This window comes from Rhodococcus sp. 24CO, from assembly GCF_050586165.1.
In the GTDB taxonomy this organism is placed as follows: domain Bacteria; phylum Actinomycetota; class Actinomycetes; order Mycobacteriales; family Mycobacteriaceae; genus Rhodococcus_F.
This window is the reverse complement of record NZ_JAZFNF010000003.1, coordinates 368,904-392,552: the sequence shown is the minus strand read 5'-3', so window position 1 is coordinate 392,552 and position 23,649 is coordinate 368,904. Positions and strand designations below refer to the sequence as shown.

The 23,649-nt window shown below is 61.9% G+C and carries 22 protein-coding genes and 1 tRNA gene; 12 read left to right on the top strand and 11 right to left on the bottom strand.

The window, feature by feature from the left end:
• Positions 1 to 15: 15 nt before the first annotated feature.
• Positions 16 to 1,053: an alpha/beta hydrolase-fold protein gene (locus V2B23_RS09000; RefSeq protein ID WP_430950027.1), complete on the bottom strand. Its 1,038-nt coding sequence runs from the start codon at positions 1,051 to 1,053 to the stop codon at positions 16 to 18.
• 359 nt (positions 1,054 to 1,412) lie between these two features.
• Here V2B23_RS09000 and V2B23_RS08995 point away from each other — a divergent pair, with 359 nt between their 5' ends.
• Together V2B23_RS08995 and V2B23_RS08990 are read left to right on the top strand one after the other, a co-directional pair.
• The gene (locus tag V2B23_RS08995; protein ID WP_430950026.1) at positions 1,413 to 2,030 is read left to right on the top strand and encodes a LysE family translocator; all 618 of its coding nucleotides are present in this window, start codon (positions 1,413 to 1,415) and stop codon (positions 2,028 to 2,030) included.
• Between the two features lie 27 nt (positions 2,031 to 2,057).
• A complete protein-coding gene (locus V2B23_RS08990) occupies positions 2,058 to 2,462 on the top strand; it encodes a DUF4259 domain-containing protein (RefSeq protein ID WP_430950025.1) in 405 nt (134 codons plus the stop codon).
• 6 nt (positions 2,463 to 2,468) lie between these two features.
• On the opposite strand, the gene V2B23_RS08985 is transcribed toward V2B23_RS08990, so the two are convergent.
• The 4 genes from V2B23_RS08985 to V2B23_RS08970 all read right to left on the bottom strand — a co-directional run bounded on the left by V2B23_RS08985 (position 2,469) and on the right by V2B23_RS08970 (position 5,624).
• Positions 2,469 to 3,395 (bottom strand): D-isomer specific 2-hydroxyacid dehydrogenase family protein, encoded by a 927-nt coding sequence (locus tag V2B23_RS08985; protein WP_430950024.1) that lies wholly within the window; start codon positions 3,393 to 3,395, stop codon positions 2,469 to 2,471.
• 165 nt (positions 3,396 to 3,560) lie between these two features.
• Positions 3,561 to 3,650: transfer RNA gene (locus V2B23_RS08980), tRNA-Ser, on the bottom strand.
• Positions 3,651 to 3,703: 53 nt separating this feature from the next.
• The gene (locus tag V2B23_RS08975; RefSeq protein WP_430950217.1) at positions 3,704 to 4,195 is read right to left on the bottom strand and encodes a MarR family winged helix-turn-helix transcriptional regulator; all 492 of its coding nucleotides are present in this window, start codon (positions 4,193 to 4,195) and stop codon (positions 3,704 to 3,706) included.
• Between the two features lie 184 nt (positions 4,196 to 4,379).
• Entirely contained in the window at positions 4,380 to 5,624 is a 1,245-nt protein-coding gene (locus tag V2B23_RS08970; protein ID WP_430950023.1) for an alpha-hydroxy-acid oxidizing protein, read from the bottom strand.
• Between V2B23_RS08970 and V2B23_RS08965 the strand changes: the two genes are divergently transcribed.
• Complete coding sequence (locus tag V2B23_RS08965) at positions 5,623 to 6,612, top strand: NAD(P)H-quinone oxidoreductase (RefSeq protein ID WP_430950022.1); 990 nt, start codon at positions 5,623 to 5,625, stop codon at positions 6,610 to 6,612. The genes V2B23_RS08970 and V2B23_RS08965 overlap by 2 nt on opposite strands.
• Before the next feature lie 16 nt (positions 6,613 to 6,628).
• Here V2B23_RS08965 and V2B23_RS08960 read toward each other — a convergent pair whose 3' ends face one another.
• Positions 6,629 to 7,831 (bottom strand): cysteine desulfurase-like protein, encoded by a 1,203-nt coding sequence (locus V2B23_RS08960; RefSeq protein WP_430950021.1) that lies wholly within the window; start codon positions 7,829 to 7,831, stop codon positions 6,629 to 6,631.
• Between the two features lie 131 nt (positions 7,832 to 7,962).
• Here V2B23_RS08960 and V2B23_RS08955 point away from each other — a divergent pair, with 131 nt between their 5' ends.
• The 6 genes from V2B23_RS08955 (at position 7,963) to V2B23_RS08930 (ending at position 13,378) form a co-directional block, all read left to right on the top strand.
• Positions 7,963 to 8,535: a bacterial proteasome activator family protein gene (locus V2B23_RS08955; RefSeq protein WP_430950020.1), complete on the top strand. Its 573-nt coding sequence runs from the start codon at positions 7,963 to 7,965 to the stop codon at positions 8,533 to 8,535.
• Between the two features lie 64 nt (positions 8,536 to 8,599).
• Positions 8,600 to 9,472 carry a galactan export ABC transporter permease subunit Wzm/RfbD gene (wzm, locus tag V2B23_RS08950; RefSeq protein ID WP_033235132.1) on the top strand — a complete coding sequence of 291 codons (873 nt, stop codon included), beginning with the start codon at positions 8,600 to 8,602 and terminating at the stop codon, positions 9,470 to 9,472.
• A 12-nt stretch (positions 9,473 to 9,484) separates the two neighbouring features.
• Entirely contained in the window at positions 9,485 to 10,291 is an 807-nt protein-coding gene (wzt, locus tag V2B23_RS08945; protein ID WP_430950019.1) for a galactan export ABC transporter ATP-binding subunit Wzt/RfbE, read from the top strand.
• Positions 10,288 to 11,199, top strand: coding sequence for a galactofuranosyltransferase GlfT1 (glfT1, locus tag V2B23_RS08940; protein WP_095887660.1), 912 nt, complete (start codon positions 10,288 to 10,290; stop codon positions 11,197 to 11,199). The genes wzt and glfT1 overlap by 4 nt, the downstream gene beginning before the upstream one ends.
• A gap of 174 nt (positions 11,200 to 11,373) precedes the next feature.
• The gene (rsgA, locus tag V2B23_RS08935; protein WP_430950018.1) at positions 11,374 to 12,504 is read left to right on the top strand and encodes a ribosome small subunit-dependent GTPase A; all 1,131 of its coding nucleotides are present in this window, start codon (positions 11,374 to 11,376) and stop codon (positions 12,502 to 12,504) included.
• A 46-nt stretch (positions 12,505 to 12,550) separates the two neighbouring features.
• On the top strand, positions 12,551 to 13,378 hold the full coding sequence (locus V2B23_RS08930; RefSeq protein WP_430950017.1) for a TylF/MycF/NovP-related O-methyltransferase: 828 nt from the start codon (positions 12,551 to 12,553) through the stop codon (positions 13,376 to 13,378).
• A 3-nt stretch (positions 13,379 to 13,381) separates the two neighbouring features.
• Here the strand turns inward: V2B23_RS08930 and V2B23_RS08925 are convergent, their stop codons facing one another.
• Both V2B23_RS08925 and V2B23_RS08920 read right to left on the bottom strand, forming a co-directional pair.
• On the bottom strand, positions 13,382 to 15,271 hold the full coding sequence (locus tag V2B23_RS08925; RefSeq protein ID WP_430950016.1) for a glycosyltransferase: 1,890 nt from the start codon (positions 15,269 to 15,271) through the stop codon (positions 13,382 to 13,384).
• A 59-nt stretch (positions 15,272 to 15,330) separates the two neighbouring features.
• Positions 15,331 to 16,158, bottom strand: a complete 828-nt coding sequence (locus V2B23_RS08920; RefSeq protein ID WP_430950015.1) for a glycosyltransferase — start codon at positions 16,156 to 16,158, stop codon at positions 15,331 to 15,333.
• 149 nt (positions 16,159 to 16,307) lie between these two features.
• On the opposite strand from V2B23_RS08920, the gene V2B23_RS08915 reads away from it, so the two are divergent.
• Positions 16,308 to 18,515 carry a hypothetical protein gene (locus tag V2B23_RS08915; RefSeq protein ID WP_430950014.1) on the top strand — a complete coding sequence of 736 codons (2,208 nt, stop codon included), beginning with the start codon at positions 16,308 to 16,310 and terminating at the stop codon, positions 18,513 to 18,515.
• Here V2B23_RS08915 and V2B23_RS08910 read toward each other — a convergent pair.
• Both V2B23_RS08910 and V2B23_RS08905 read right to left on the bottom strand, forming a co-directional pair.
• Positions 18,470 to 19,450 carry a Gfo/Idh/MocA family protein gene (locus tag V2B23_RS08910; protein WP_430950013.1) on the bottom strand — a complete coding sequence of 327 codons (981 nt, stop codon included), beginning with the start codon at positions 19,448 to 19,450 and terminating at the stop codon, positions 18,470 to 18,472. The two genes, V2B23_RS08915 and V2B23_RS08910, sit on opposite strands and share 46 nt — an antisense overlap.
• A 2-nt stretch (positions 19,451 to 19,452) precedes the next feature.
• Positions 19,453 to 20,553 carry a DegT/DnrJ/EryC1/StrS family aminotransferase gene (locus tag V2B23_RS08905; protein WP_430950012.1) on the bottom strand — a complete coding sequence of 367 codons (1,101 nt, stop codon included), beginning with the start codon at positions 20,551 to 20,553 and terminating at the stop codon, positions 19,453 to 19,455.
• A 110-nt stretch (positions 20,554 to 20,663) separates the two neighbouring features.
• Between V2B23_RS08905 and V2B23_RS08900 the strand changes: the two genes are divergently transcribed.
• On the top strand, positions 20,664 to 21,380 hold the full coding sequence (locus V2B23_RS08900) for a DapH/DapD/GlmU-related protein (RefSeq protein WP_430950011.1): 717 nt from the start codon (positions 20,664 to 20,666) through the stop codon (positions 21,378 to 21,380).
• A 133-nt stretch (positions 21,381 to 21,513) separates the two neighbouring features.
• Positions 21,514 to 22,467, top strand: a complete 954-nt coding sequence (locus V2B23_RS08895; RefSeq protein WP_430950216.1) for a lysylphosphatidylglycerol synthase transmembrane domain-containing protein — start codon at positions 21,514 to 21,516, stop codon at positions 22,465 to 22,467.
• 22 nt (positions 22,468 to 22,489) lie between these two features.
• Here V2B23_RS08895 and rfbB read toward each other — a convergent pair whose 3' ends face one another.
• Positions 22,490 to 23,494, bottom strand: a complete 1,005-nt coding sequence (gene rfbB, locus V2B23_RS08890; RefSeq protein WP_430950215.1) for a dTDP-glucose 4,6-dehydratase — start codon at positions 23,492 to 23,494, stop codon at positions 22,490 to 22,492.
• Between the last annotated feature and the right edge of the window lie 155 nt (positions 23,495 to 23,649).

The window sequence follows — 23,649 nt, the reverse complement described above, 5'->3', positions numbered from 1 at the left end:
TCCTCAGCATGGTCCTCAGCGGCGGAGTGCGGATTCCAGTATCGGCCAGGAATCGTGCAGTGCATCCTGGTAGTACGACCACGAATGAGTTCCGCTGTCCCGGTAGGCAAACACTCCCGTAATACCCAGGTCTTCGAGCCTGCTCTCGAAGACCTGGGTGCACGAATGGACAAGCGCTTCGAGCGGACCACCCCGGATTATCGCCGTCACGCCGTCCAGGCTGAGGACTGTGTTGTGCGCTCCTGGCAACCCGGTGCTCGCAGAGCTGTAGATCGTTTTGCCACGCAACGCCTCTGCGTTGCCCGACGGATTGTGATCTAGCCAATCCGGATCCCCGGCCGGTCCCCACATATTCGTGGCATCGCCGTTCTTGCTGGCTACCGTGGCACGCACGAAGTCCTGTGAGTATGGCGCCGTGGTATCGAGACATCCACTGTACGAAGCCAATCCCGTGTACAAGTCCGGATTCCGAGTGATCAGGTTGCCTGCAGCCAGCGCGCCCATGGATACGCCGCCGACAAGATTGGTGCCGTTTCCGTCGAATGACTCGTCGATGAGGGGTGGCAACTCTCGGGTCAGAAACGACTCCCATTTGTTCACACCGAGGTTCGGGTCGTCGCTGCGCCAGTCGGTATAGAAACTACCGGTACCTCCCACCGGCAGAACCACATTGACGTCCTTGTCGGCAAAGAACGCCTCGATGTCCGTGTTCTGCGTCCACGTGCTCTCGGTGTATCCCGACTCGGAACCGGCACTGACCCCATCGAGGAGATAGAACGTCGGCCGAGTACCCAGAACGCTCGCGGGGTGCAGAACCTGCACCTGAACTTCGCGGCGCATCGACGGGGAGTCGACAAACACTGCACTGCGAGTGGGCGTCAACTGCTCGATCCGGGCGATGTGAGCGATCCCCGCCCCGGCGTGAGTGACAGCTGCCCCGGCGTGAGTGACAGCTGCCTCGGTGTGAGTGACAGGCGTCTCGGCGTGAGCGAGTCCGACTACGCCGAATGCACACAACGAGAGAATCACTCCGAGTACCGCTGACGTCCGCATAAGTGGCCACCTTCTCACATAACGCCCTGTCAGACTGTTCGGTCGGGGCTGTCGATTCGACCGGAGGATTGAGTCGATCAGAAGCCGGGTATGCGTCACTCTTGGCAAGTTCTCCACCGATGCACACACAGGTGTGGATAACTTCATTCACATCCAGCCTGTGACTGTGCATAACCTGTGCACAACTACGTGAATTACATCAAGGTTATTCCACCTACCTCGACTAACAGGGTTCTACACAGTGTGGATAACTTTGTCATCAGATTCGCCGAACCGTTGCCGTTTCGGGCGTGTCCATGCAGTTCCGACCCGGCGCAACATGATTTGTTCACAAGGAAGCAACTCCCCATACTGAGTGCATGATCTCCGCCCTGTTGGCCGCTGCCGCCGTTCTGGCACTCCTCACACTGGTGCCCGGACCGGACATGGCCGTCGTGACGCAGGCAGCGCTCACCGGCGGTCGCTCGTCCGGATTTCGGGTAGCGGTAGGCATCATCAGCGGACTACTCGTATGGGGCTTACTCACCGTGCTCGGCTTGTCGGCGTTGCTGGCCGCTTCCGCGGAGGCATACACCGCTGTGAAACTCGCCGGCGCTGCCTATCTGATCTATCTGGGGGCACGAGCGCTGTGGGGCAGCCGTTCATCCCAACTGCGCAGCATCGACGCACCGCGTTCGCAGAAGGCCGGAACCTGGAAAACCGGTTTCACCACCAACCTTCTCAACCCCAAAATCGCGGTCTTCTACACCAGCCTGCTGCCGCAACTGGTTCCAGCGGGATGGCCGACGGGTCCGTCACTCGCACTCCTGGTGCTCATCCACGCAGCTATCTCCATCGCATGGCTCAGCGCCTACGTCGTGCTTCTCTCCCGCGCCCGTAGCACCTTCGAGAAGCCGAAAGTGCGGCAGGCACTTGAACGCGTGACCGGCACGGTTCTTCTAGGATTCGGAGCGAAGATCGCGCTGGAAGCGCGCTGAGTCGACACATCAGAGAAGAGCAAAACAGTGGGTGCGTGGGGATCGGGACCGTTCGAGAATGACGGTGCGGGGGATTTGATTGCATCCATCGGGCACGGTGATTTCACCTTCGAGTCCGTGGAATGGGCGTTCGAGGACGACTACCTCGAGGTCGACGGCGGCCAGATCGCCGTTGCCTTACTCGAATTGGTGCTCATCGTGCGCGCCGATCGCAAGCGGGATCCTGCCGTCGAAGAACTCGATCTCGGCGCCTTTGCCGACGCCTTGACCACCGAGCGACTCACGTGGCTGATCGAGATGGTGGAGCGCACCATCGCGTCGACCGATTCGGAACTGTTCGAGCTGTGGGACGAGCAGGGACCGGAAGAACTTGCGGCCTGGCGGATCCCGGTTGTCGACGGTCTCGAAGATCTGCGCGTTCTGTCGGTCTGATTTAGGTCAGTATCCAGCCGACGGATCGATCACGGCAGCGAGGTCCTCACCCGCAGCAAATCGAGCAACGTTGGCGGCCACGTGATCTGCCAGGACACGCGTGAGCGTCGTAGCCGGGTTGGCGACATGCGGTGTGATGATCGCGTTGGGCAGCTTCCACAAACGGTGTCCGTCCGGCAACGGCTCGGGATCGGTGACGTCCAGTGCCGCACCGCCGATCGAACCGGCCTCGAGGGCGTCGACCAGCGCGTCCGTGTCGACAAGATTGCCGCGGGCGATGTTCACGATCCAGCTCGACGCCGACATCTGGTCCAGTTCCGCCTTACCGATCAGGTGCCGGGTCGCCGACGTCGACGGTGCAGCAATCACGAAGTGGTCTGCCTTGGACCAGATTTCACCGGTGCGATCGGCCGAGAGAGTTTCGGCAGCGCCCTCGACAGGGGTTCCCGACCGGGTGATCGCGATGACCTCGACCTTGGATGCGGCGAGGTACGGGATCAACGCGCGACCGATTCCCCCGCAGCCGATGATCGCCACCGTCGAGCCCTGCAGGGTGCCCACTCGCGGATCGAATTCTTCTTTACGCCACGACTGTGCCGCCAATTGTTCGGGGAGAGAACGTACTCCAGCAAGGAGGAGCATCATCGTGTGCTCAGCCACGTTGCCCGCATACGCGCCGGCAGCGGACGTCCAGACCCGCTTGTCGTCGATCACGTCGGCATCGAACCAGGGCTCGATCCCGGCGAATGGCAACTGCACCCAGCGAACCGAGTCGGGCAGCGACGACGGGAACGTGTCCGGCCCCTGCGCCCAGACGACGCCCTCGGCCTCGTCGAGTGGAACAAGAACTCCACCGGCTCGGCGAATACCGTCGGCAAGGTGAGGATCCTCGACGGGACCGAGGTGGATGCGAGGGGCGCTTGTGCCTGTCATGTGGGGCGCTTCCTGTTCGAGAGTGGCGGTGGGGCGATCCCGATGCCGGGGATGCAGGGAACAGTAGTGCTCCGATCGGCTCCTTGGTACTGCCCTAGCGTCCAGCGGGTGAGCGTCTCGGGTCACAAAAAGGTCCCCCACCTGCGTAAGCAAGTGAGGGACTATTGGCGGAAGCGGAGGGATTTGAACCCCCGGTGGGTTTAACGCCACGCTCGCTTTCAAGGCGAGTGCATTCGGCCGCTCTGCCACGCTTCCGTGGGCGATACTATCCGGTGCACTCGCAAACTGTGAAAACGGCTCCCCGTTACTCAGCGATCGCCGATGGCCGCGTCGACCTTCGAGAAGACGTCTGCCAGCACTTCCAGTTCGTTGGGGGTCAACAAATCCACCAGATTTTTACGCACGCCTGCAACGTGAGTGGGTGCGGCAGCAGCGAGGCGTCGTCGGCCTTCGTCGGTGATCTGCGCAAGCACGCCCCGCCCGTCCTCTGCGCAGGTAGTACGCACGACTATGCCCTGAGACTCCATGCGACGGATCTGGTGCGTGAGGCGGCTACGAGAAGACAGCACGCCGTCTGCCAAGTCACTCATCCGAGTTGAACCGTCCGGGGCTTCCGACAACATCACGAGGATGCGGTAATCCGCCAACGAAAGATCATGCGAATCCTGCAGCTCCCGGTTCAAGACCTCCATGAGCCGCTGATTGCCGTCCATGTAGCCGCGCCAGGCGCGCATCTCGGCGGGCGTCAGCCAGGGAGTCCCCTGCTGCGCAGTGTCCAATTCTTGCTGCGCAGTGTCCATTTCCTGCCGCACAGTGTCCATTTCCTGCTGCGCAGTGGGCAATTCCGCCAGTACGCTGGATGGCTCCGGGACTGCCGGTGCCTCGTCGGTTGTCGTGTCAGCTGTCACGGCTCCCCAGTTTAGACCCGCGTAGGCCATATTCAGCCTTCTTCATCGGCCTGAAGTCCTGAAGCGGCCAATGCCGCTAATGTCCGGAAGTGGCCACAAGTAGGGACCTGTCGATTGCCCCCACCGACGACACCCCAGCCAGTCCCATCGTGAGATCGAAATCGGCGAGCAAACTCCGCAAAGCATGGCGGACGCCGTCCGCTCCCGCCAATCCCAACCCGTATACCCACGGTCGCCCGTACAAAACCGCCTTCGCTCCGAGCGCCAGCGCGATGATCACGTCCGCACCACACCGAATACCCGAATCCATCATGATGTCAGCTTCATGTCCGACGGCCGACGCTATGGGCCCCAACGCGTCCAACGCCGATATCGCACCGTCCACCTGACGACCACCGTGGTTGCTTACGATAATTCCGTCAGCACCGGCCGCAACCGCGGCGCGAGCGTCGTCGGGATGCACAATCCCCTTGACCGCGATCGGAAGTGACGTCCACTGGCGAAGTTTCGCAATATCCGCCATCCGAACGGCGTGATTGCCGAACAGCGACACCCACGTCAGAACCGCAATCTGCAGCGCCTCCGCACTTTCCTCGGGCGGTGTCGCCAACTTCGCCCGGAAGACCGGATCGGACAGATAGTTCGCGATGCCTTTCGCCCGCAGGAACGGCAAGTGCCCCAGTTCCAGATCCCTTGGACGCCAACCCATGCCGGGCGTATCGGCCGTCACCACGATGGCCTTCGCTCCCGCGATGTCAGCACGTCGGACAAGCGATTCGGCAAGTTCGTCGTCCGCCGGCCAGTACAACTGATACCACCAGTTGTCTCCCGACACCGCGCCGACATCTTCGATGGTCGACGAGGCCGCAGTCGACAAAACCGAGCCGATCCCCAATTCCGAAGTGACCGAACCGACCGCAACCTCCGCGTCGGCGTGGACCAAACCGAGTACACCGACGGGCGCCGTCAAAATCGGCGCAGCCAAACGTGTACCAAGCACCTCAACGCTCAGATCACGGGCATCGGGCGCAGCGGTACCTCGAAACATGCGTGGCACTATCGCGTGCCTCTCGAACGCCCGGAGGTTCGACGCTGCGGTGCGTTCGGTCGAAGCGCTGCCCGCGATATACCCGAACGCTTCGGGTGAGAGTTGCTCACGCGCGGCAGCTTCCAGCCCCGCCGCTGTCATGGGCAGCGACGGGACGGTGCCGCCGAGGCCGCTCAGGTAGATCTCGTTTTGCATGTTCCCGAAGTAAGTCACGACAGCGACGGTAGCGCCAAACCCACCTACTGCGGGGCGATTCGCTAGCGTCGTATCCATGTACGCCACCACTATCGACCAGCCCGGCGGCCCCGAGGTCATGACCTGGGCGCAGCAGCCCGATCCGGAAGTGCCTCGCGGGCATGTTCTGGTCGACGTCGCCGCGACCGCCGTCAACCGAGCAGACCTCCTGCAACGCCAAGGTTTCTACCCACCGCCACCGGGCACAAGTGACGTCCTCGGACTCGAATGCTCCGGCGTCGTCAGCCAGCTCGGAGAAGGTGTCACCGGATGGGCCGTCGGCGACGAAGTGTGCGCGCTGCTTGCCGGTGGCGGATACGCCGAGAAGGTGGCAGTACCTGCGACACAACTCCTTCCGGTACCCGAGGGAGTGGATCTGCGAGTCGCCGCGTCCCTGCCGGAAGTCGCCTGCACGGTCTGGTCCAACGTGGTCATGCGCGCCGGACTGCGCCGCGGACACACTCTGCTGATCCACGGAGGTGGCGGCGGAATCGGAACCCACGCCATCCAGGTCGGCAAAGCTCTCGGCGCACGAGTTGCCGTGACCGCCGGCTCGGAGGAAAAACTGGCCCGCTGCCGTGAACTGGGAGCGGACATCACGATCAACTACCGCGAACAGGACTTTGTCGCCGCTCTCGCCGAAGCCACCGACGGCCACGGCGCGGACATCATTCTCGACAACATGGGAGCGTCGTACCTGGGCCGGAACCTGGACGCCCTCGCGATGGACGGGCACATCGTCGTCATCGGAATGCAGGGCGGACGCAAGGGCGAAGTCGACATCGGCAAGTTGCTGGGGAAACGCGGAAGCATCACCGCGACGGGCCTACGTGGACGTCCGATAACGGGGCCAGGCGGAAAAGCCGAAATCGTGGCCGACGTTCGAGCCAAACTGTGGCCGCTGATCGCCGACGGTTCCATCCAACCGGTCGTTTCCATTGAGCTTCCGATCGCCGAAGCGCCATTAGCTCATCAATTGCTGGACTCACCCGAAACGGTAGGCAAGGTCATCCTCACCGTGAAGTGACGTAACAGGTACGAGATCAGCCCAGCGTGCCGAGTTCGGCAACAAGTTGGTTGATCTCGTATCGCGTCGTATACGGCGCCAAACCGATCGTGACCGCGCCACCCTCGTCGTTGACACCCAATGCGTCGAGGAGGCGCGAATTGCCGTGAGTGCCACTCATGACCGCAATCCGCTTGTCTGCGAGATGAGCTGCCACCTTGTCTGCAGCCGTACCGTCGAGGGTGAAACTGATCGTCGGAACCCGCGTCGGCGCATGCCCGATGACCATCACATTGGACAGCGCGGACAGGGAACGCAGCAGGTGCTCGAAAAGGCCGTCCTGGTAGTTCTGCAATGAACTGATCGACGTTTCGAGACGCTCGCGGCGACTGCCAGTGGCTGATTCATCGAGGCCGGCGAGGAAATCGATCGACGCGGTGAGTCCGGACAGCAGCGCGAACTGATGCCCACCCACTTCGAGACGTTCGGCACCGCGCGCATACGGATTGAGCGAGACGGCGGGGATACGGTCGAGCAGGCCGGGATCGCGGAACACCAGCGCACCCACCTGCGGACCACCCCAGGACGGGGCACTGACCGCGATGATGTCCGCGCCGAGTTCGGCCATATCCAAATGCGCGTAGGGAGCAGCACCAACGGCGTCGACGACCATGAGGCCACCGAATTCATGCAGCCGATCCGCCGCTGCACGCACATTGGGCGCCGAGCCCACGATTGGCGACGCCGCCGTCAAAGCTACAAGTCGGGTCGTTGAGGTAATAAGCTCGTTGAACTGCCAACTAGGCAGTTCGCACGTCTCGATTTCCACTTCCGCCCAACGCACCTGTGCGCCGTACCGACCGGCGACGCGCAGCCAGGGCGCGACATTTGCTTCTTCGTCGAGCCGGGAGAGCACCAGCCCGGTACCGAGGCCCAGGCGCGAGCTCAGAGACTCAGCTAGCCAGGCCAACAGGACTGCCCGGTCCGAACCCAGGACAACACCCGCCGGATCACCGCCGACGAGATCTGCAACGGCAGAACGAGCACTGTCCAGGATTGCCGCGCTGCGACGGTTCGAGACGTGCCGACCGGACGACGACGACGCTGCTGCCCGGAATGCGGTGGACACTGTCCGAGAGACTGCGTCGGGAATCTGCATACCCGCCTGCGGGTCGAGGTGGATCCAGCCGTCACCGAGTGAGGGAATCAATCCCCGAACGCGGGCAACGTCGTAAGCCATGCTCGACACTCTAGGGGCATGCGGCTCTGTAGTCGAAGGCAGACACCGAAATACCCGTCAGTACAGTTACTTTTTGGTTACCTTTTCGGGGTTAAGTGCAGTTTGTCGCCCTGACACGACAAGATGGAGCTATGAACAAGCCAGAGGAAGAACGGATACTGGTCATCGGCCCCGACGGCACGGAGACAAACGGCGCGGAGACGAACACCGATCGACATGACGCCAGGGAGCCGGAAGGCGAATCGATCGCCGACATGGTCGAGCAGCCGGCCAAAGTCATGCGAATCGGCACCATGATCAAACAGCTCCTCGAAGAAGTGCGTGCCGCACCGCTCGACGACGCCAGCCGAGTACGACTCAAGGAAATCCACCGATCCTCGATTCGTGAACTCGAACAGGGCCTCGCACCGGAGCTCCGTGAAGAACTCGAACGGCTGACGCTGCCCTTCACCGACGACTCCGTTCCGACCGACGCAGAACTGCGGATCGCCCAGGCACAGCTGGTCGGATGGCTGGAAGGCCTCTTCCACGGCATTCAAACAGCACTGTTCGCCCAGCAGATGGCGGCCCGGGCCCAGCTCGAACAAATGCGTCAAGGCGCACTGCCTCCCGGCATGAGCATCGGCGTCCCACACACACCAGGGCACCCCGGGAACCCCGGGCACCCCGACCAACAGTCCCCCGGCACCGGCCAATATCTGTAACTCCGACCACCACAACACCCGAGTAAAAGTTCGCGCTGCACCGGGGCCGGTAGGCTCGACCTCCGTGTCAGCATCCGCAACCGAATCCGAGACGTCGGAGCAACCTGTGCCCGTGTCCGACTCCCAGACCTTCCATCGCGCTTTCAAAGACCTGCGCGATGGACTACGGCAGCGCGAGTTGTGGCTGAGCCTCGGTTGGCAGGACATCAAGCAGCGGTACCGCCGGTCGGTGATCGGCCCCTTCTGGATCACCATCGCCACCGGTGTCCAGGCAGCTGCGATGGGCCTCCTGTACTCCGCTCTGCTGAACATCCCGCTCAAGGAGTTCCTGCCGTACGTCACGGTCGGGTTGATCGTCTGGAACCTGATCAGCGCCAGCATCCTCGAGGGCTCCGAAGTCTTCATTTCCAACGAGGGCCTGATCAAGCAGTTGCCGTCGGCGCTGAGCGTGCACGTGTATCGCCTGGTGTGGCGTCAGGTGCTGTTCTTTGCGCACAACTTCGCGATCTACATAGTCCTCCTGTTCGCGTTCAGCATCTGGCAGAACATGAGCTGGACGGCGCTCGCGGCGATACCGGCATTCGTGCTGATCGTGGCGAACACCCTGTGGGTGTCGATCGTGTTCGGCATCTTCTCCACGCGGTACCGCGACATCGCACCCATCCTCGGCAGCCTCACCCTGCTGCTGTTCGTGCTGACCCCCATCATGTGGACGACGCAGGCTCTCAAGGATCAGGGCGGGCAAGCCGCAGAGCGAGTGAAGCTTGCCGAACTCAACCCGCTGTACCACTACCTCGAGATCATCCGAGCACCACTTATCGGAACCGATCAGCAGGCATACCACTGGTACATCGTCATCGCCCTCACCGTCGTCGGCTGGGCAGTTGCACTCCTGGCACTCCGCAAGTATCGGGCACGCGTGCCCTACTGGGTCTAGAGGAAAAATCACATGAGTCAGCCAGTCAGCATCCACACGCAGAACGCGTGCGTCGACTTCCCGATCTTCGACGCCAAATCCCGCTCGCTCAAGAAGGCTTTCCTCGGTAAGGCCGGCGGATCCATCGGCCGTAACGACTCCGATGTTGTTGTCGTCGAAGCTCTCCGCGACATCACGATGTCCCTCAAAGAGGGCGACCGCATCGGACTGGTCGGCCATAACGGCGCCGGCAAGTCCACCTTGCTGCGACTCCTCTCCGGGATCTACGAACCGACCCGCGGAACAGCCACCATCCGCGGCCGCGTCGCGCCGGTCTTCGATCTCGGTGTCGGGATGGACCCCGAGATTTCCGGCTACGAGAACATCATCATCCGCGGCCTGTTCCTCGGTCAGACCCGCAAGCAGATGCTCGCGAAAATGGATGAGATCGCCGAATTCACCGAACTCGGCGAGTACCTCTCGATGCCACTGCGCACCTACTCCACCGGCATGCGCGTGCGCGTCGCCATGGGTGTTGTCACCAGCATCGACCCGGAAATCCTGCTCCTCGACGAAGGCATCGGCGCCGTCGACGCGGAATTCATGAAAAAAGCCCGCGTACGTCTGCAGAAACTGGTCGAACGCTCCGGAATCCTGGTTTTTGCAAGCCACTCCAACGAGTTCCTCGCCCAACTGTGCAACAGCGCGATGTGGATCGACCACGGTCAGATCCGCATGCACGGTGACATCGAAGACGTCGTCCGCGCTTACGAGGGCGACGACGCCGCCGAACACGTCCGCCACGTGATCAGAGACATGGAACGGGAGACGCCCGCGTGAGCACACCCGAGAAGATCATCGGGGTCGTCGTCACACACAAGCGTCGTGAACTGCTCGCCGAATCGCTGAAAGTGCTCAGCACACAGACCCGGCCGCTCGATCACCTCGTTGTCGTCGACAATGCCGACGAAGACGCGGTGCGTGAACTGGTCGAAGGCGCTTCCCTGCCCACCAGTTACATCGGTTCGAAGCACAATCTCGGCGGTGCCGGAGGATTTGCCCTGGGCATTCTGTATGCATTGTCACTCGGTGCAGACCGGGTTTGGCTCGCCGACGACGACGGTCGCCCCGAGGGACCCGAAGTCCTCGAAACCCTGCTTGCCTGCGCGCTGCGACACGACCTGGCCGAGGTCTCCCCCGTCGTCTGCGACATCGACGATCCCGACCGCCTGGCATTCCCACTGCGCCGCGGCACCTCGTGGCGGCGGTTGCGCAGCGAACTCGACACTTCCGAACTCGGCGACGAGGACCTTCTGCCGGGAATCGCATCCCTCTTCAACGGCGCGTTGTTCACCGCCGACGCCATCGACGCTGTCGGTGTTCCGGATCTTCGACTGTTCGTGCGCGGTGATGAAGTGGAAGTGCACCGGCGACTCGTACGATCCGGCCTGAAATTCGGCACGTGCCTGAAGACCGCCTACGTGCATCCCAACGGCGCCGAGGAATTCAAGCCGATTCTGGGCGGGCGGATGCACACGCAATACCCGGACAACGACACGAAGCGCTTCTTCACCTACCGCAACCGTGGGTACATCCTCGCGCAACCCGGAATGCGCAAACTGCTTCCGCAGGAATGGATTCGGTTCGGCTGGTACTTCCTGATCACGCGGCGCGATCCCGCCGGTCTGCGAGAGTGGATGCGACTGCGCAAACTCGGCCGGGAAGAGAAGTTCGAGCGCCCGAGTTAATTCGGGTGCCCTGATTTAATTCGGTTGCACAGCCGGGCCTGCGCCTGGGACGATTCTGCACCGACGCATGGTGCGTCCTGAGATTCTCGAGGAGTGAGTATTGATGACTGTCGTGTTCCGCACTTATCGCACCGTCAACACTCACGATTCTTCGTACTCGAGGACACCTTCACCATGCCAGAAAACAGCACATTACTGACCGAATACGGTTGGAACGCAACACTCTCGGATACATTCGACGCATTGCGTTTTGATTCACCTGACGCGGCACCTGGGCGCGTCACACGCGTGGACCGCGGCCAGTGTGACATTGCCGTCGCGACCGGTACCGTCCGCGCACTCAGTGGCAGCAATGCACTGTGCACCGGCGACTGGGTTGCAGTCACCAACACTGCGCTCACCAACACTGTGCTCGACAACACCACGCCCGCCAACACTGCGCTCGCCAACACCACGGGCGAGACTGAAACACCCACGGTCACTTCGATATTTCCGCGATCGAGCAGCATCGTTCGATCCTCGGCATCCGGAAAATCCGAAGGTCAGATACTGGCCGCAAACGTCGACACCGTCGTCATCACCACGGCGTCGGACGGCGACGTCGACCTCGGGCGCATCGAGAGACTACTCGCACTCACCTGGGAAAGCGGCGCAACACCTGTCGTCGCGCTCACCAAATCCGATGCAGCTCCTGATATTTCCACTGTTCTATCCGAAGTCTCCGCCATCGCCCCCGGCGCAACAGTGCTCGCCGTCAGCGCCGAAACCAACGAGGGGATGGACGTACTCGACGCAGTTCTGGACGGCACCGTGGCGATACTCGGACCTTCCGGCGCCGGGAAATCGACCCTTGCCAATGCGCTCCTCGGTGATATCCCCGCGAGTCGCGTGCTCGAGACAGGCCGGGTGCGGGCCGGCGACGGCAAAGGACGCCACACCACCGTCACGAGAGAACTGATTCCGTTTTCCGGCGGCCGGACGCTCATCGATACCCCAGGCCTGCGGGGCGTCGGCATGTGGAACGCCGGAGAGGGCATCGACAAGACGTTCCCCGAGATCGAGGAATTCATCTCGGCCTGCCGGTTCTCCGATTGCGCACACAACTCCGAGCCTGGGTGCGCGGTCTTGGGTGCACTCGAACGCGGCGATATCGACGAGCGGAGACTCAGAAGCTATCGGAAACTGCAGCGGGAGAACGCGTGGAACGCCGCACGCAGCGACGCCCGTCTGCAGGCGGAACGCACGCGAGAGATCAAGGTGCTCTCCCGCCACATCAGGGATCATTACCGGGGCCGAAGACAGTAACGGCCGAATCCTGGCAGCATGGGAGTGATCCCGACGAGAGGTTGCCATGTTCGAGCAGTTCCGTTCCAGCGCCAGGACCAAGCTTCAGCGTGCGGTATCCGAGGTGATCGAGAATGCCGACCGTCACAATGCCGAGCGCACACGGCAGATTCTCGACGAACTAACACGCTCGCACGACGAACTGGCCGGGGCCCGCGAAGATATCGCGGGCCTTCGGCGCAGAATCGACGAACTGGAATTCCGTCAACGCCGCGATCTGGCGTACGCAGTCGATCTGGAAGCAACCGCGTCGAGCGCGTCGTTCATCCTGGAACACATGCGGGTGGCGCAGACGTTCGGCCATCCTCACGACACACTGCGGCACGCACTGAATTTGGTCGAGATTCCAGGAATGGCACTCGAATTCGGCGTCGCATCCGGAACGACCTTGAAGATTATCGCCGACGACTATCACGAACGTGATGGCATCGTTGCCGGCTTCGACGTGTTCTCCGGGCTACCGGAAACATGGCGAACCGGATTTCCAGCCGGCGAGTTCGCCCAGGAATCTCTCCCCGAAGTACCTGGAGCACAACTCGTTCCAGGACTTTTCGAGGAAACGTTACCGACGTTCCTGGACCAGGAACGTGAAACCGTGGCGTTCCTGCACCTCGACGCCGACCTCTACTCGTCGACCAAGACGGTGCTCGATCTACTCGGAGACCGCCTAGTCCCGGGATCGATCATCGTGTTCGACGAATTCTTCAACTACCCCGGGTGGCAGAACCACGAATACCGGGCATGGACGGAATACGTCACACGCACCGGCATCTCCTTCGAGTACGTCGGTTACACCTTCGACAACGAACAGGTGATAGCCAAGATAGTCAGGTGAGATTCACTTCTCGTACAGGCGAGCCCAGTTCTCGCGGCTGGTGAGCTGCGGGAACTCCCGGGCGAATGCCTGAGCGACACTTGGCGCTTCGGCCAGGAATCGCTTGATCACGCCGGCGAGGCGACCACTCATCTCGGCAGCCGTCTCACTGTCGAAGCGGCGTTCACGCACGCCGCCCTGCGAAGCGTCGGTCACGAAGACATGATCGAAGCGTCCGACGTGCCACCACTGTGCGTCCTCGTAGGAGATCGCCACCGGACCCCGCTCGAGCTGGTTACGAGCCTGCATCACAGCACGTTTCGCAAGAACGAGATCGGTCCACAGGCCGGTCTTGGGACTGGGTGCAACGCGTCGGATCGGCAGCCTTCCCGGCAACTCAGACGCCGGACGAGTCACCGTCTCCGGGAACCGCTTTCGCTCCTGGTTGATCGTCGCCAATGCCTTCTGTCCACCGTCGGCCAAGCCCGCCGGGCCTTCCAGGAATCCCTCGATCGCCCGGATCTGTGTGTGCGCAAGGCCGTACTGCAAACCGACTATCGAATGCGAAATGTCTCGCGCCATTTGCTTGGCCAGTGTCTTCGGCGCAAACCCTGGATCGAGTGCCGCGGTGATCAGACCGTTGCGAGTACTGAAGTAGTGGGCAAAACCGTCGACGTCCTTCCAGTAGAAGTCCGCATGCCAGACCGCCGCCGACGGCAACGTGATGGTGGGGATTCCGGCCCGTCCGGCGCGCAGGCTGTACTCGACGTCGTCCCACTGGAAGAACACCGGCAGGGGCAGCCCGATGCGTTCGATGGCTTCAGCGGGGATCAGGCACGTCCACCAGCCGTTGTATTCGGCGTCAACTCGGCGTTCCGGCAGCTTCTCGAGCACGCTCCGGTTACGGACCCCGTGCTCGTCGGTCGGCACACCACGCTGAAGGGTGCCCAGATCGACGCGTTCACCCGAAGCCAACAAGTAGTCGGGGTTGAACAGGAAAAGCATCTGAGCGCCGATCAAGGCGGGTTCCGTTGTCATGTTCGCAAACGCACTCAGTCGAAGGACCGATTCCGGTTCACACAGGATGTCGTCGTCCATCAGAATCACGTCGGAGTGCGGTCCGGCCTCTGACGCCTCGTACAGTCCTCGCGTGAAACCGCCGGCACCGCCCAAATTCGCCTGCCGCAGGTACTGCAGACGCGATCCGAACTTCTTCGACACTTCCTGGAACAGTTCACGGCTCTCCACCGGATCGGTGCCCTGATCGACGACGTACAACGCGTCGAGCAACCCCAACACGCGTTCGTCGGACGCAAGAGCCTCGACCGTGCGAGCGCAGTCGTCGGCACGGTTAAACGTGCAGATCGCTACCGCTACCGGCCGGATCAGCTTCGGTGAAACGACGGACCATTCGACGTCGTCGACAACTGCGCCGCCCCCTTGCGCTTCGAACTGCAACCACAGCGCGCCGCCGTCGACAAAAGTGTCGAGCGGCGCAGTCATGGAAATCTGCTCAGTTCCAGTAACAACGACATTGGTCACGATACGACGGTGACCACCGATGTCGGACGCCTGAATTTGGATGCGGCAGGCCGTCTCGGCTACGACGCGTGCGGTGACGGTGACCTCGGTGACGGGCGTCCAGCGCTGCCAGTAGCTGGCCGGAAATCGACCGAAGAAAGTGTTGGTGTGCGCAACAGCGCCAGGCTGAAGTCGCAGTTCGAACCGAGATCGTGTCGACATGCCGACCTTGGTGACCGCGTACAACTCGTCACTCGCGACCGGTGAGGTTCCGGTGAACAACGTGCGCTGCGCCACCAGGCGATCCGAGCTCGCACGATGTTCGGTCAACTCGACCCCGGAGTCGGACTGCCCGGAGTCGGACTGGCCATCGGTCACTTTCGCGGTATCCACACCTCGCAGGGTATCGCGAACCCGCTCAGCCCTGCCGCAAGCACCAGGCCACGCTGGTTCTACCCGCGGTACCCCGGGCCGGCCACAGCGGCCAGTTCCTTCTTCCGCCGCCGAAGCGACAACAATCCGTTTGCCATTTGAATGACGTCCTTGGGCGAAATCCGGCTTGCATGCGCGAGGTGATCGTCACTGAGACGAATGGGAACCTCCACTGGGCGCACTCCCGCCAATTCCAGCGCGTAGTCCAATTCCGTCGTGAACAGAAAACCTCGCTCGGCCAAAGCCGGCGCGATCCGGCGCACCAAGGTGCCGTCGACGATGAACGTTCCCTGCGGATCACCCGTCCGGGTACCCAATATCGCTCGCCGAAGGGTGGCAAATCCACCGGTCATGATCGCTCTCAGCAGACCACGCTGCACCTCGGATTCCGCGTGGGCCTTGGAACCGATGACCACGGGAGGAACAGACCCCAAATCAGCCATCACACGGTTCGCGCCTTCGATGTCGCCGAAACCGAATGGCAAATCGTCCGCGGTGAGCAACACACGCTCTCCACGTGACGCGATGATTCCCGCGCGCAGTGCTGCACCCATGCCTTTGTCACTGGTCATGGGACGGAAAGTCACGCCCGGCCAGGACCAGGCTGCCGACAACGCGGCGCACACGTCCGCAGTGTTATCGGTGGAACCGTTCTCCACGACGATGATCTCGACTGGGCTGGTGCTTTTGGCAGGGCTGATGCTCTTGGCAGGGTTGGCGCTGAAGTACTCGGCGAATTGTCGCACCGTCGACTCCAGTACCTCACCTGAGTTGTATGCGGGGATGACCACCGAAAGCTCCGGCGTAGCTGATTCCCCACGAACGGGTTCCGTCCGCGATGTCGCCACGTCCCGATCTCCTTCTTCCCCGACTGCAGTTCGAACTCGTCGGAATACTACGCTCCAAGGAAATGGGCTCCGCGAAACAGGGGCACCGAGAAACAGGGCACGCCCCAGGCTCCGAAGTACAGCCATCGACTCGACGACGAAAGCACATCGTGAAATCTGACTTGCCACTCGCTCAACGCGTAGTGCCGCCGATTCTGCTCGCCGCTCTGGTTTCGATCGTCGCGGCAATCCCACTGATCTCCAATCGCTGGTTCTACTACTGGGACGACAGTGCAGCAGCTTTCACGCCTGGATGGCACACGATCGGCGAACGAATTCTGTCGGGATCATGGCCGACGCTCATTCCCGAATTGTGGGCCGGTGGAAACGTCACCGCCGAAGCTCTTTACGGGACATACAATCCCGTGATCCTTCTGGATTCAGTTGCTATCGCACTCATTCCGAACCTCGGTATCGGAATCACCCTCGTCAAGATGCAATTCATGGCGATACTCGCCGTCGGTGTCTACCTGGTCGCTCGCCAGTACGGCGCAAACCGGTCGATGGCCTTCATCGCCGGATTTGCCATGCCATTCGCCGGCTACACGCTCTACTTCGACGCCTCCAGTTGGGCATCCGGACTGATCGCCTTCGCCTGGATCCCCCATGTCTGGTGGTCGACGCGAGCCAGCGCACTCGGACGCGTGAATCCGCTGGTACCGATCGCATTCGGCTATCTCGCCATGACCACCGGCAACCCGTACGGAGCGGTTGGCGTCGCTGTCGTCTACATCGCCGTCATCGCGGAATGCATAGCGATCAAACGGGCAGGCAGTATCCGGTCACTTCTGATCAGTGCCACCGCGATCATCATGATGTCGCTGATCGTGTACCTACCACTTCTGTTCACCACCGGCGTGTCCGTGCGCACGCAGTCCGGCATCGCGAACGACGGCTCGCTACGGCCCGATCTCGGTGACCTGATCAATGTTTCAGGACCTTCCAACCAGCCGTACGTCACGGCGTTTGCCTCACCTGCCATGACGATTCCCTTGGTCTACCTGGTGTGGTTCCTGATCCCGCTCGCTCCCTGGATTCGATGGAGTTCGCTCAAGGCCCTGGGGCGTCACAGTGTTTCGCTCTTCGTCTTCGGCGGAATCTACGTAGTGCTGCTTCTCGGCCCGTCGAATCTCTGGCTGTTCCGGTGGCCGGCGCGACTTCTCGAATACGGTCAGCTGCCGGCCATCATTGTCACGGCGGTTGCTCTGTCCGCGGGCTTGCAGCGTGATCGAATCCGCGCGCGATCGATCATCACCGCAGGATTGCTGGCGCTCCAGTTCTATCTCGCCTGGTCGAATGTCCCCGAAGACATTGGCATTCATCTCGCATCGCTGGTCATCACCGTGGTTCTGACGGTCGTCGCGTTGATCGTGGCCTACCGGAAACCCCGCTACCTGGTAGGTGCACTCGCAGCCGGAATCGTCGTGGTGCTCGGTGCCCAGACAAACTTCTGGTTCACCGGAAACTACAACGTCACACCTTGGAAGTTCCCGCGGCAGATCGCGTTCCTGGAATCGAAATTCGAAGACCGCTACCAAGGAACAACTTTCGCCATCGCCGATCCCATCAACATTCCACTGGACAACCAAACCGGACAGTGGGGCGATCTGCTGTTCGGAAACGCCTGGCAGCCTGCGGGTGTCGACGCCGTAAACAGCTACGCGGGAATCAGCTACAACGACTTCGTTCAAGCCCTGTGCCTGAATTACTACGGCGGCGTCCAGTGCCCCGACGCAGTCGATCGACTGCTCGCCGAATCACCGGGCACCGGCGTGTCCTGGCTCGACGCGATGCGCATCGATACCGTCGTCGTTCAGAATTCCGGACCCTATGGCGGCAAACGCGCCCTCGACGCCCTCCCTGAGAGCGACTGGGCAGTCTCCCCCGATCGGGTCGTCACGGTCGGCCGCCGCACCACCGATCACCAGTGGCCGGACGGCCGGGTATCCGCAACCACACCGGGACTCGACATTCAGGGCGACGCCGCCGCAACAGACACCCGGGAAACCGTCGAGTACACCGGATCCGGCACCGTCACCTTCGCCCTGCTCGCCTGGCCCGGCTGGACCGCAACCGTAGACGGGCAGTCGGTGGAAACGAAGGCCAGCCCCGGCGGCTTGTTGCAAGTCGATCTACCGCCGAGCGCCGACGCCGGATCGACACTCACCATCGAATTCAGCCCGCCGGGAAGCACATTCGGATGGGGTATCGCCGGCGTCGGACTACTCGTCGCCTTGTCTCAAGGCGCCTGGGCTTTCCGAACGCGGCGCAATCAGGAAGAGAGCGACGCGGCGAGCGCAGATTCCGTGACTTCGTGAACCGCACGGTGAGCGGGCAGGATCGACGCCCGCTCACCGTCCGCATCACCTGTTCCCTGCACCAATCCGAGGAAGTGCGTCAGCTGCGCAGCCAACGGCTCCTCGCTGTAACGGATCGTCGGAATCTCGATGACCGTCTGCTGCTGGTAGCCGTCCCGATCGGTGGGCATGTTGTCGTCGATGTGCCGGTAGATCGTGATGTCGCGACGAAGCAGGTCGATCTCGATGAGTCGGTCGGCCTCGAGCAACGACAGTTGACGGATCTTGCGCTGGCTGATTCGGCTGGCCGAAATCGTCGCTACCGCACCCGAATCGAAACGCAGAACAGCGTCGGCGCAATCTTCTGACCGGTTCTGCACGGAAGTCGGATGGAAGTATCCGAACTCGCCTTTAGCCAAACTCGGCTCCGATCCGGCAAAGCCGATAGCCAAGTCGATGTCGTGAATCAACAGGTCTGTCGCAACGCCCGTCGGAATGCGAGAAACGAACGGAGAGTGGCGAATACCGTTAACCTGCCACACGTCGCCGGAGAACTCGCGCGCAGTGCGAACAGCTGGATTGAAACGTTCCAGAAGACCACACATCAGCGGAACACCGGACGCGCGTGAACGATCGACCAAGTCGACACTCTGCTCGTACGTCGCGGCCAACGGCTTCTCCACCAGAACGGGCTTACCCAGATCGAGAACCCGTCCGGCCAACTCGTAGTGGGCCGGTGTGGCCGCGGCGATCACCACGGCGTCGATACCGTCGAGCGCGTCGAAATCCGCAGCCCAGCGCGTATCGAACCGCTCCGCAACAGCTTTGCCCTGTTCCTCGCGGGGTTCGATCAACAACTCCAACTCGCACAAGGCCGACTGCGCGATGACACGCGCATGCAGCGAACCCATCTGACCGGAGCCGACAAGGGCAATACGGGGCTTGCTCGTGGTCATTTTCAGGCCTCCATAGCGCCGCGCACTGCGGCTACGATCTGATCGACATCTCCGGCGGACAACGCCGCGTGGACGGGAATGCTCAGGCACCGCGACGCCACCGAAGTGGCCACCGGCGTCTCGTCGATGACGACGCGCGGATGTTCGCGGTAGCACTCGTAGTCGTACACAGCCTTCGGGTAGTAGATGCCGCTACCGATGTCCTTCGCGGCCAGACGCTCGCTCAACTGGTCGCGAGTGATCGGTGCGTCCTCGGCCAACAGCAAGGTGAACTGATGCCAGACGTGTCCGCGGCCGGACAGCTCAGCCGGCAGGATCAGCCCGTCGACATCTTTCAAACCGACTCGCAAGGCTTCCGCGTTGCTTCGGCGCGCCTCGACCTGCTGCATGTACGTCGCCATCTGCGGCAGCGCCAAGCTTGCCTGCAGATCGGTCATCCGGTAGTTCTGGCCGACCATCTCGTACTGGTAGCGAGCCCGCATCCCCTGGTTACGCAGGACACGAAGTCGGTCGGCCGTCGCCTCGTCGTCAGTGGTGATCATTCCGCCTTCGGCGGTCGTGAGGTTCTTCGTCGCGTAGAACGAGAAGCAGCCCAACCCGAAACTGCCGGCGCCGCGTCCCGCGAAGGTCGCACCGTGAGCTTGAGCGGCATCCTCGACGACGGTCAGGCCATTTTCTGATGCCAGCGGCATCAAGGCACCCATGTCAGCCGACTGGCCGTACAGGTGGACGGGCATCAGCACCTTCGTACGGTCGCCGATTCGGGCAGCCGCGGCGGCTGGGTCCAGATTGAAATCGGACTCGGAGATATCTGCGAACCTAGCCGTCGCACCGGCCTCGAGAATCGCATTCAACGTGGCAACAAATGTGAACGGTGTGGTCAGAACCTCGTCACCGGGCTGCAGATCCTGAACCTGAAGCGCCGCGATCAGCGCCGTGGTGCCGTTGTTCACCGCCACCGCATGACGAGTACCGACCAGAGCCGCGAACTCGTCCTCGAGTCGCTTGACCTTGGGGCCCTGCGCGACGATCCCCGATCGCAGAGTGTCCAGCACCTCGCGCTCGACTTCTTCCCCGAACGAGATACTGGATATCGCGATCACTGAGTTACCTCCGATAGATTCATCCGACTGTCGTCGGACCGAAATGCTCCGACAACCAACGAAGCGTATCGAAACGCAATTCGATACTTCGAGAGGATTCCGGAACACGCATGTCTTCACGACCTGACTGCCATATCCATCCCACCGCCGTCATCGGCGCTGAAGTACTGATCGGAACTGGTGTGACGATCGGACCGAACGCAGTCCTGACCGGTCCACTCGACATCGGCGACGACTGCTGGATCGGCGCGGGAGCCGTGCTGGGAGCACCACCCGAAATCCTCGGCGCGGACCATCCCACCTCGTGGTCCGTCAGCGCGGGCCTCGGAATCCGCATCGGCGCCCGAACCACAATCCGTGAACTGACCACCGTCCACCAGGGCAGCGAACGACGCACCGAAATCGGTGACGAGTGCTTCGTGATGAACCGTGTCGGCATCGAACACGACGTTCAGGTCGGTGACCGGTGTGTGGTGTCGTCCGGGACGACGCTGGCCGGGCATGTCAGCGTCGGAGACGGCGTCAATCTGGGGATGCATACCGTCGCTCACCAGCGACGCGTCATCGGATCCGGATCCATGATCGGCATGGGAACCGTCGTGGTCAAAGACGTTCCTCCGTTTGCCAAGGCCTTCGGCAATCCGGTATCCCTGCACGGCGTCAACCGGATCGGCATGAGTCGTTCGGGTATCTCCGAAGAAGCCATCGAGGCAGTTGCGGCGATCTACGCCGCCGGAAGCTTCGACGGTCTGGCAACCTTCCCGGATTCTCTGCGCGACGCCTTCACCTGGTGGCGCGAACGGGCCGACAAACCACTCGTTGTGTAGCTGGGAGAACCCTGGTTGGTATCGTCAGGCAAATGACGAACGGGTGGGAAGTTTCAGGCGCGTGAGTACACCCCCCGAATCTGAACAGCCCAGACCGGTCGACGATGTCGAACCGGACGCGAAGCCGAACACTATGCGCGGTGCGCTCGTCAACGGATTCAAAATTCTGGTCACCATCGCGATCGTCATCGCAATCATTTTTGCGGTGAAATCCCAGTGGGCCGCCGTGAAGAACACGATCACCGAACTGAACTGGTGGACACTCGCTGCGTCGTCGCTGTTCATCTTCCTCGGCATGGGCGCCGCAGTGCGATCCTGGCAACACGCACTCGGCGCCCTGGAACAACCGATCCCGGCGTTCGACGCTGCGCGCGCTTATCTGGTCGGCCAACTCGGCAAGTACCTTCCCGGCAGCGTGTGGGCTTTTGTGCTGCAAACGGAACTCGTGAGGCGCGCCGGCGTGTCCCGGGCCGCAGGCTTTGTCGCAGTGCTGGTCACGGTGGGGTTGAGCACAACTTCGGCGTTGGTCGTGGGACTCTTCGGTCTACCTGCTCTGTTCGAGGTCAGCACGGTAGCAGCGGTCGGCGTGATCATCCTGGTACCGATCGCATTGGTCTGCGCGTACCCACCGGTGCTCACCCGTTTGGTGAACCTCGCGCTGAAATTGCTCCGCCGCGCGCCCCTGCACAAACCGCTCACAATGCACAAAATAGCCCTCGCGCTGGGCTGGTGCGCGGCTAGTTGGGTGCTCTACGGCATCCAACTGTGGCTGCTCGCGTCCAGCTCGGCGGGATTCGAAATTCGTGGGCTCGTCCAGTGCATCGGGGCTCTCGCCCTCGGTATGTGCGCGGGCGTCCTGGTATTTGTCGTCCCGTCCGGAATCGGTGTCCGCGAAGCCGTCATCGTCGCGGCGCTTTCGCCGTTCATGGATGCGGGCGTCGCGCTCGGCCTCGCGCTGGCGTCGAGGCTGCTCTTCACCCTCTGCGAAGTCTTTGCCGGCGTCGTAGCTGCGCTCTCGGGATCGCGGGGCCTGCGCAACGCTCTCGTGCACGAGCGTTCCCGGGTACCAGATCCCAGCAAAGCCTGAGCTGACAAGTCCGGTAAGCCGCTCAGTCCACGACAGCTTCCGAAGCTGAATAGCCTGCCTCGGTGACAGCCTTCTGTGGACGCCACCACTGTTCGTTGTCGCGATACCACTCCACGGTGGCTTCCAATCCACTGCGGAAATTGCGATACAGCGGCTGCCATCCCAGTTCCCGTTGAATTCGCGTCGGATCGATCGCGTACCGCATATCGTGCCCTGGCCGGTCGGTGACAAAGTCGAATTCGTCTGGTTTGCGCCCAAAAATCTCGAGCAGGGCCGCAATGACCGTCCGGTTATCCGTTTCACCATCCGCGCCAATCAGGTACGTTTCGCCCGACTTGCCTCGTTCCAGGATGTCCCAGACCGCGCGGTTGTGATCGTCGACGTGAATCCAATCACGGACGTTGCGACCCTCCCCGTACAACCGGGGACGCACACCGTCGATCAGATTTGTGATCTGGCGCGGGATGAACTTCTCGACATGCTGAAACGGGCCGTAATTGTTGGAGCAATTGGAGATCGTTGCCTCGATCCCGAACGAACGCACCCACGCCCGCACAATCAGATCGCTCGACGCCTTCGACGCCGAATACGGACTCGAAGGGTTGTACGGAGTCGACTCGGTGAATCGCGTCGGGTCATCCAGCTCAAGATCGCCGTACACCTCGTCCGTCGAGATGTGGTGATAACGGACCTTATGCGCCCGAACAGCTTGCAGCAGCGAGAACGTGCCCATCACGTTCGTTCGGATAAACGGTTCCGGATCACTCAACGAATTGTCGTTGTGGCTCTCCGCCGCAAAATGCACCACTGCATCGGATCGCGATACCAACTCGTCCACCAAGCCCTGATCGGCGACGTCACCGTGAATGAAGTGGATGCGATCCTCCACCTCGGCAAGTGAGCTCCGATTACCGGCATAGGTGAGAGCATCGAGAACCGTAACCTCGACGCCCGGACGCGAAGTCACCGTCTGGTGAACAAAATTGGCGCCGATAAACCCGGCACCCCCGGTGACCAGCAGTCGCACGTTCATCTCCTCAAGCTTGCCGAACCCTTCGAACCTTACCGCTCGACGACGCCTGACTGGTTTGCTCGTCGGATCTGACCGCTTTGCCCATTAGCGCCCGAACCGAATGCCTGCCGGTGCCAGATTCGTTTGCCCATCGGTGCCCGATCCGTTTG

What these genes read in the sequence shown, in the direction of transcription:
- V2B23_RS08985 (WP_430950024.1), bottom strand. Translation starts at nt 3,395, where the DNA reads ATGACAGGCACAAGCGCCCCTCGCATCCACCTCGGTCCCGTCGAGGAT.
- V2B23_RS08965 (WP_430950022.1), top strand. Translation starts at nt 5,623, where the DNA reads ATGTACGCCACCACTATCGACCAGCCCGGCGGCCCCGAGGTCATGACC.
- V2B23_RS08910 (WP_430950013.1), bottom strand. Translation starts at nt 19,450, where the DNA reads ATGACCACGAGCAAGCCCCGTATTGCCCTTGTCGGCTCCGGTCAGATG.
- V2B23_RS08955 (WP_430950020.1), top strand. Translation starts at nt 7,963, where the DNA reads ATGAACAAGCCAGAGGAAGAACGGATACTGGTCATCGGCCCCGACGGC.
- V2B23_RS08995 (WP_430950026.1), top strand. Translation starts at nt 1,413, where the DNA reads ATGATCTCCGCCCTGTTGGCCGCTGCCGCCGTTCTGGCACTCCTCACA.
- V2B23_RS08900 (WP_430950011.1), top strand. Translation starts at nt 20,664, where the DNA reads ATGTCTTCACGACCTGACTGCCATATCCATCCCACCGCCGTCATCGGC.
- V2B23_RS08975 (WP_430950217.1), bottom strand. Translation starts at nt 4,195, where the DNA reads ATGGACACTGCGCAGCAAGAATTGGACACTGCGCAGCAGGGGACTCCC.
- V2B23_RS09000 (WP_430950027.1), bottom strand. Translation starts at nt 1,053, where the DNA reads ATGCGGACGTCAGCGGTACTCGGAGTGATTCTCTCGTTGTGTGCATTC.
- V2B23_RS08930 (WP_430950017.1), top strand. Translation starts at nt 12,551, where the DNA reads ATGTTCGAGCAGTTCCGTTCCAGCGCCAGGACCAAGCTTCAGCGTGCG.
- rsgA (WP_430950018.1), top strand. Translation starts at nt 11,374, where the DNA reads ATGCCAGAAAACAGCACATTACTGACCGAATACGGTTGGAACGCAACA.
- wzt (WP_430950019.1), top strand. Translation starts at nt 9,485, where the DNA reads ATGAGTCAGCCAGTCAGCATCCACACGCAGAACGCGTGCGTCGACTTC.
- V2B23_RS08960 (WP_430950021.1), bottom strand. Translation starts at nt 7,831, where the DNA reads ATGGCTTACGACGTTGCCCGCGTTCGGGGATTGATTCCCTCACTCGGT.
- V2B23_RS08895 (WP_430950216.1), top strand. Translation starts at nt 21,514, where the DNA reads ATGCGCGGTGCGCTCGTCAACGGATTCAAAATTCTGGTCACCATCGCG.
- V2B23_RS08970 (WP_430950023.1), bottom strand. Translation starts at nt 5,624, where the DNA reads ATGGATACGACGCTAGCGAATCGCCCCGCAGTAGGTGGGTTTGGCGCT.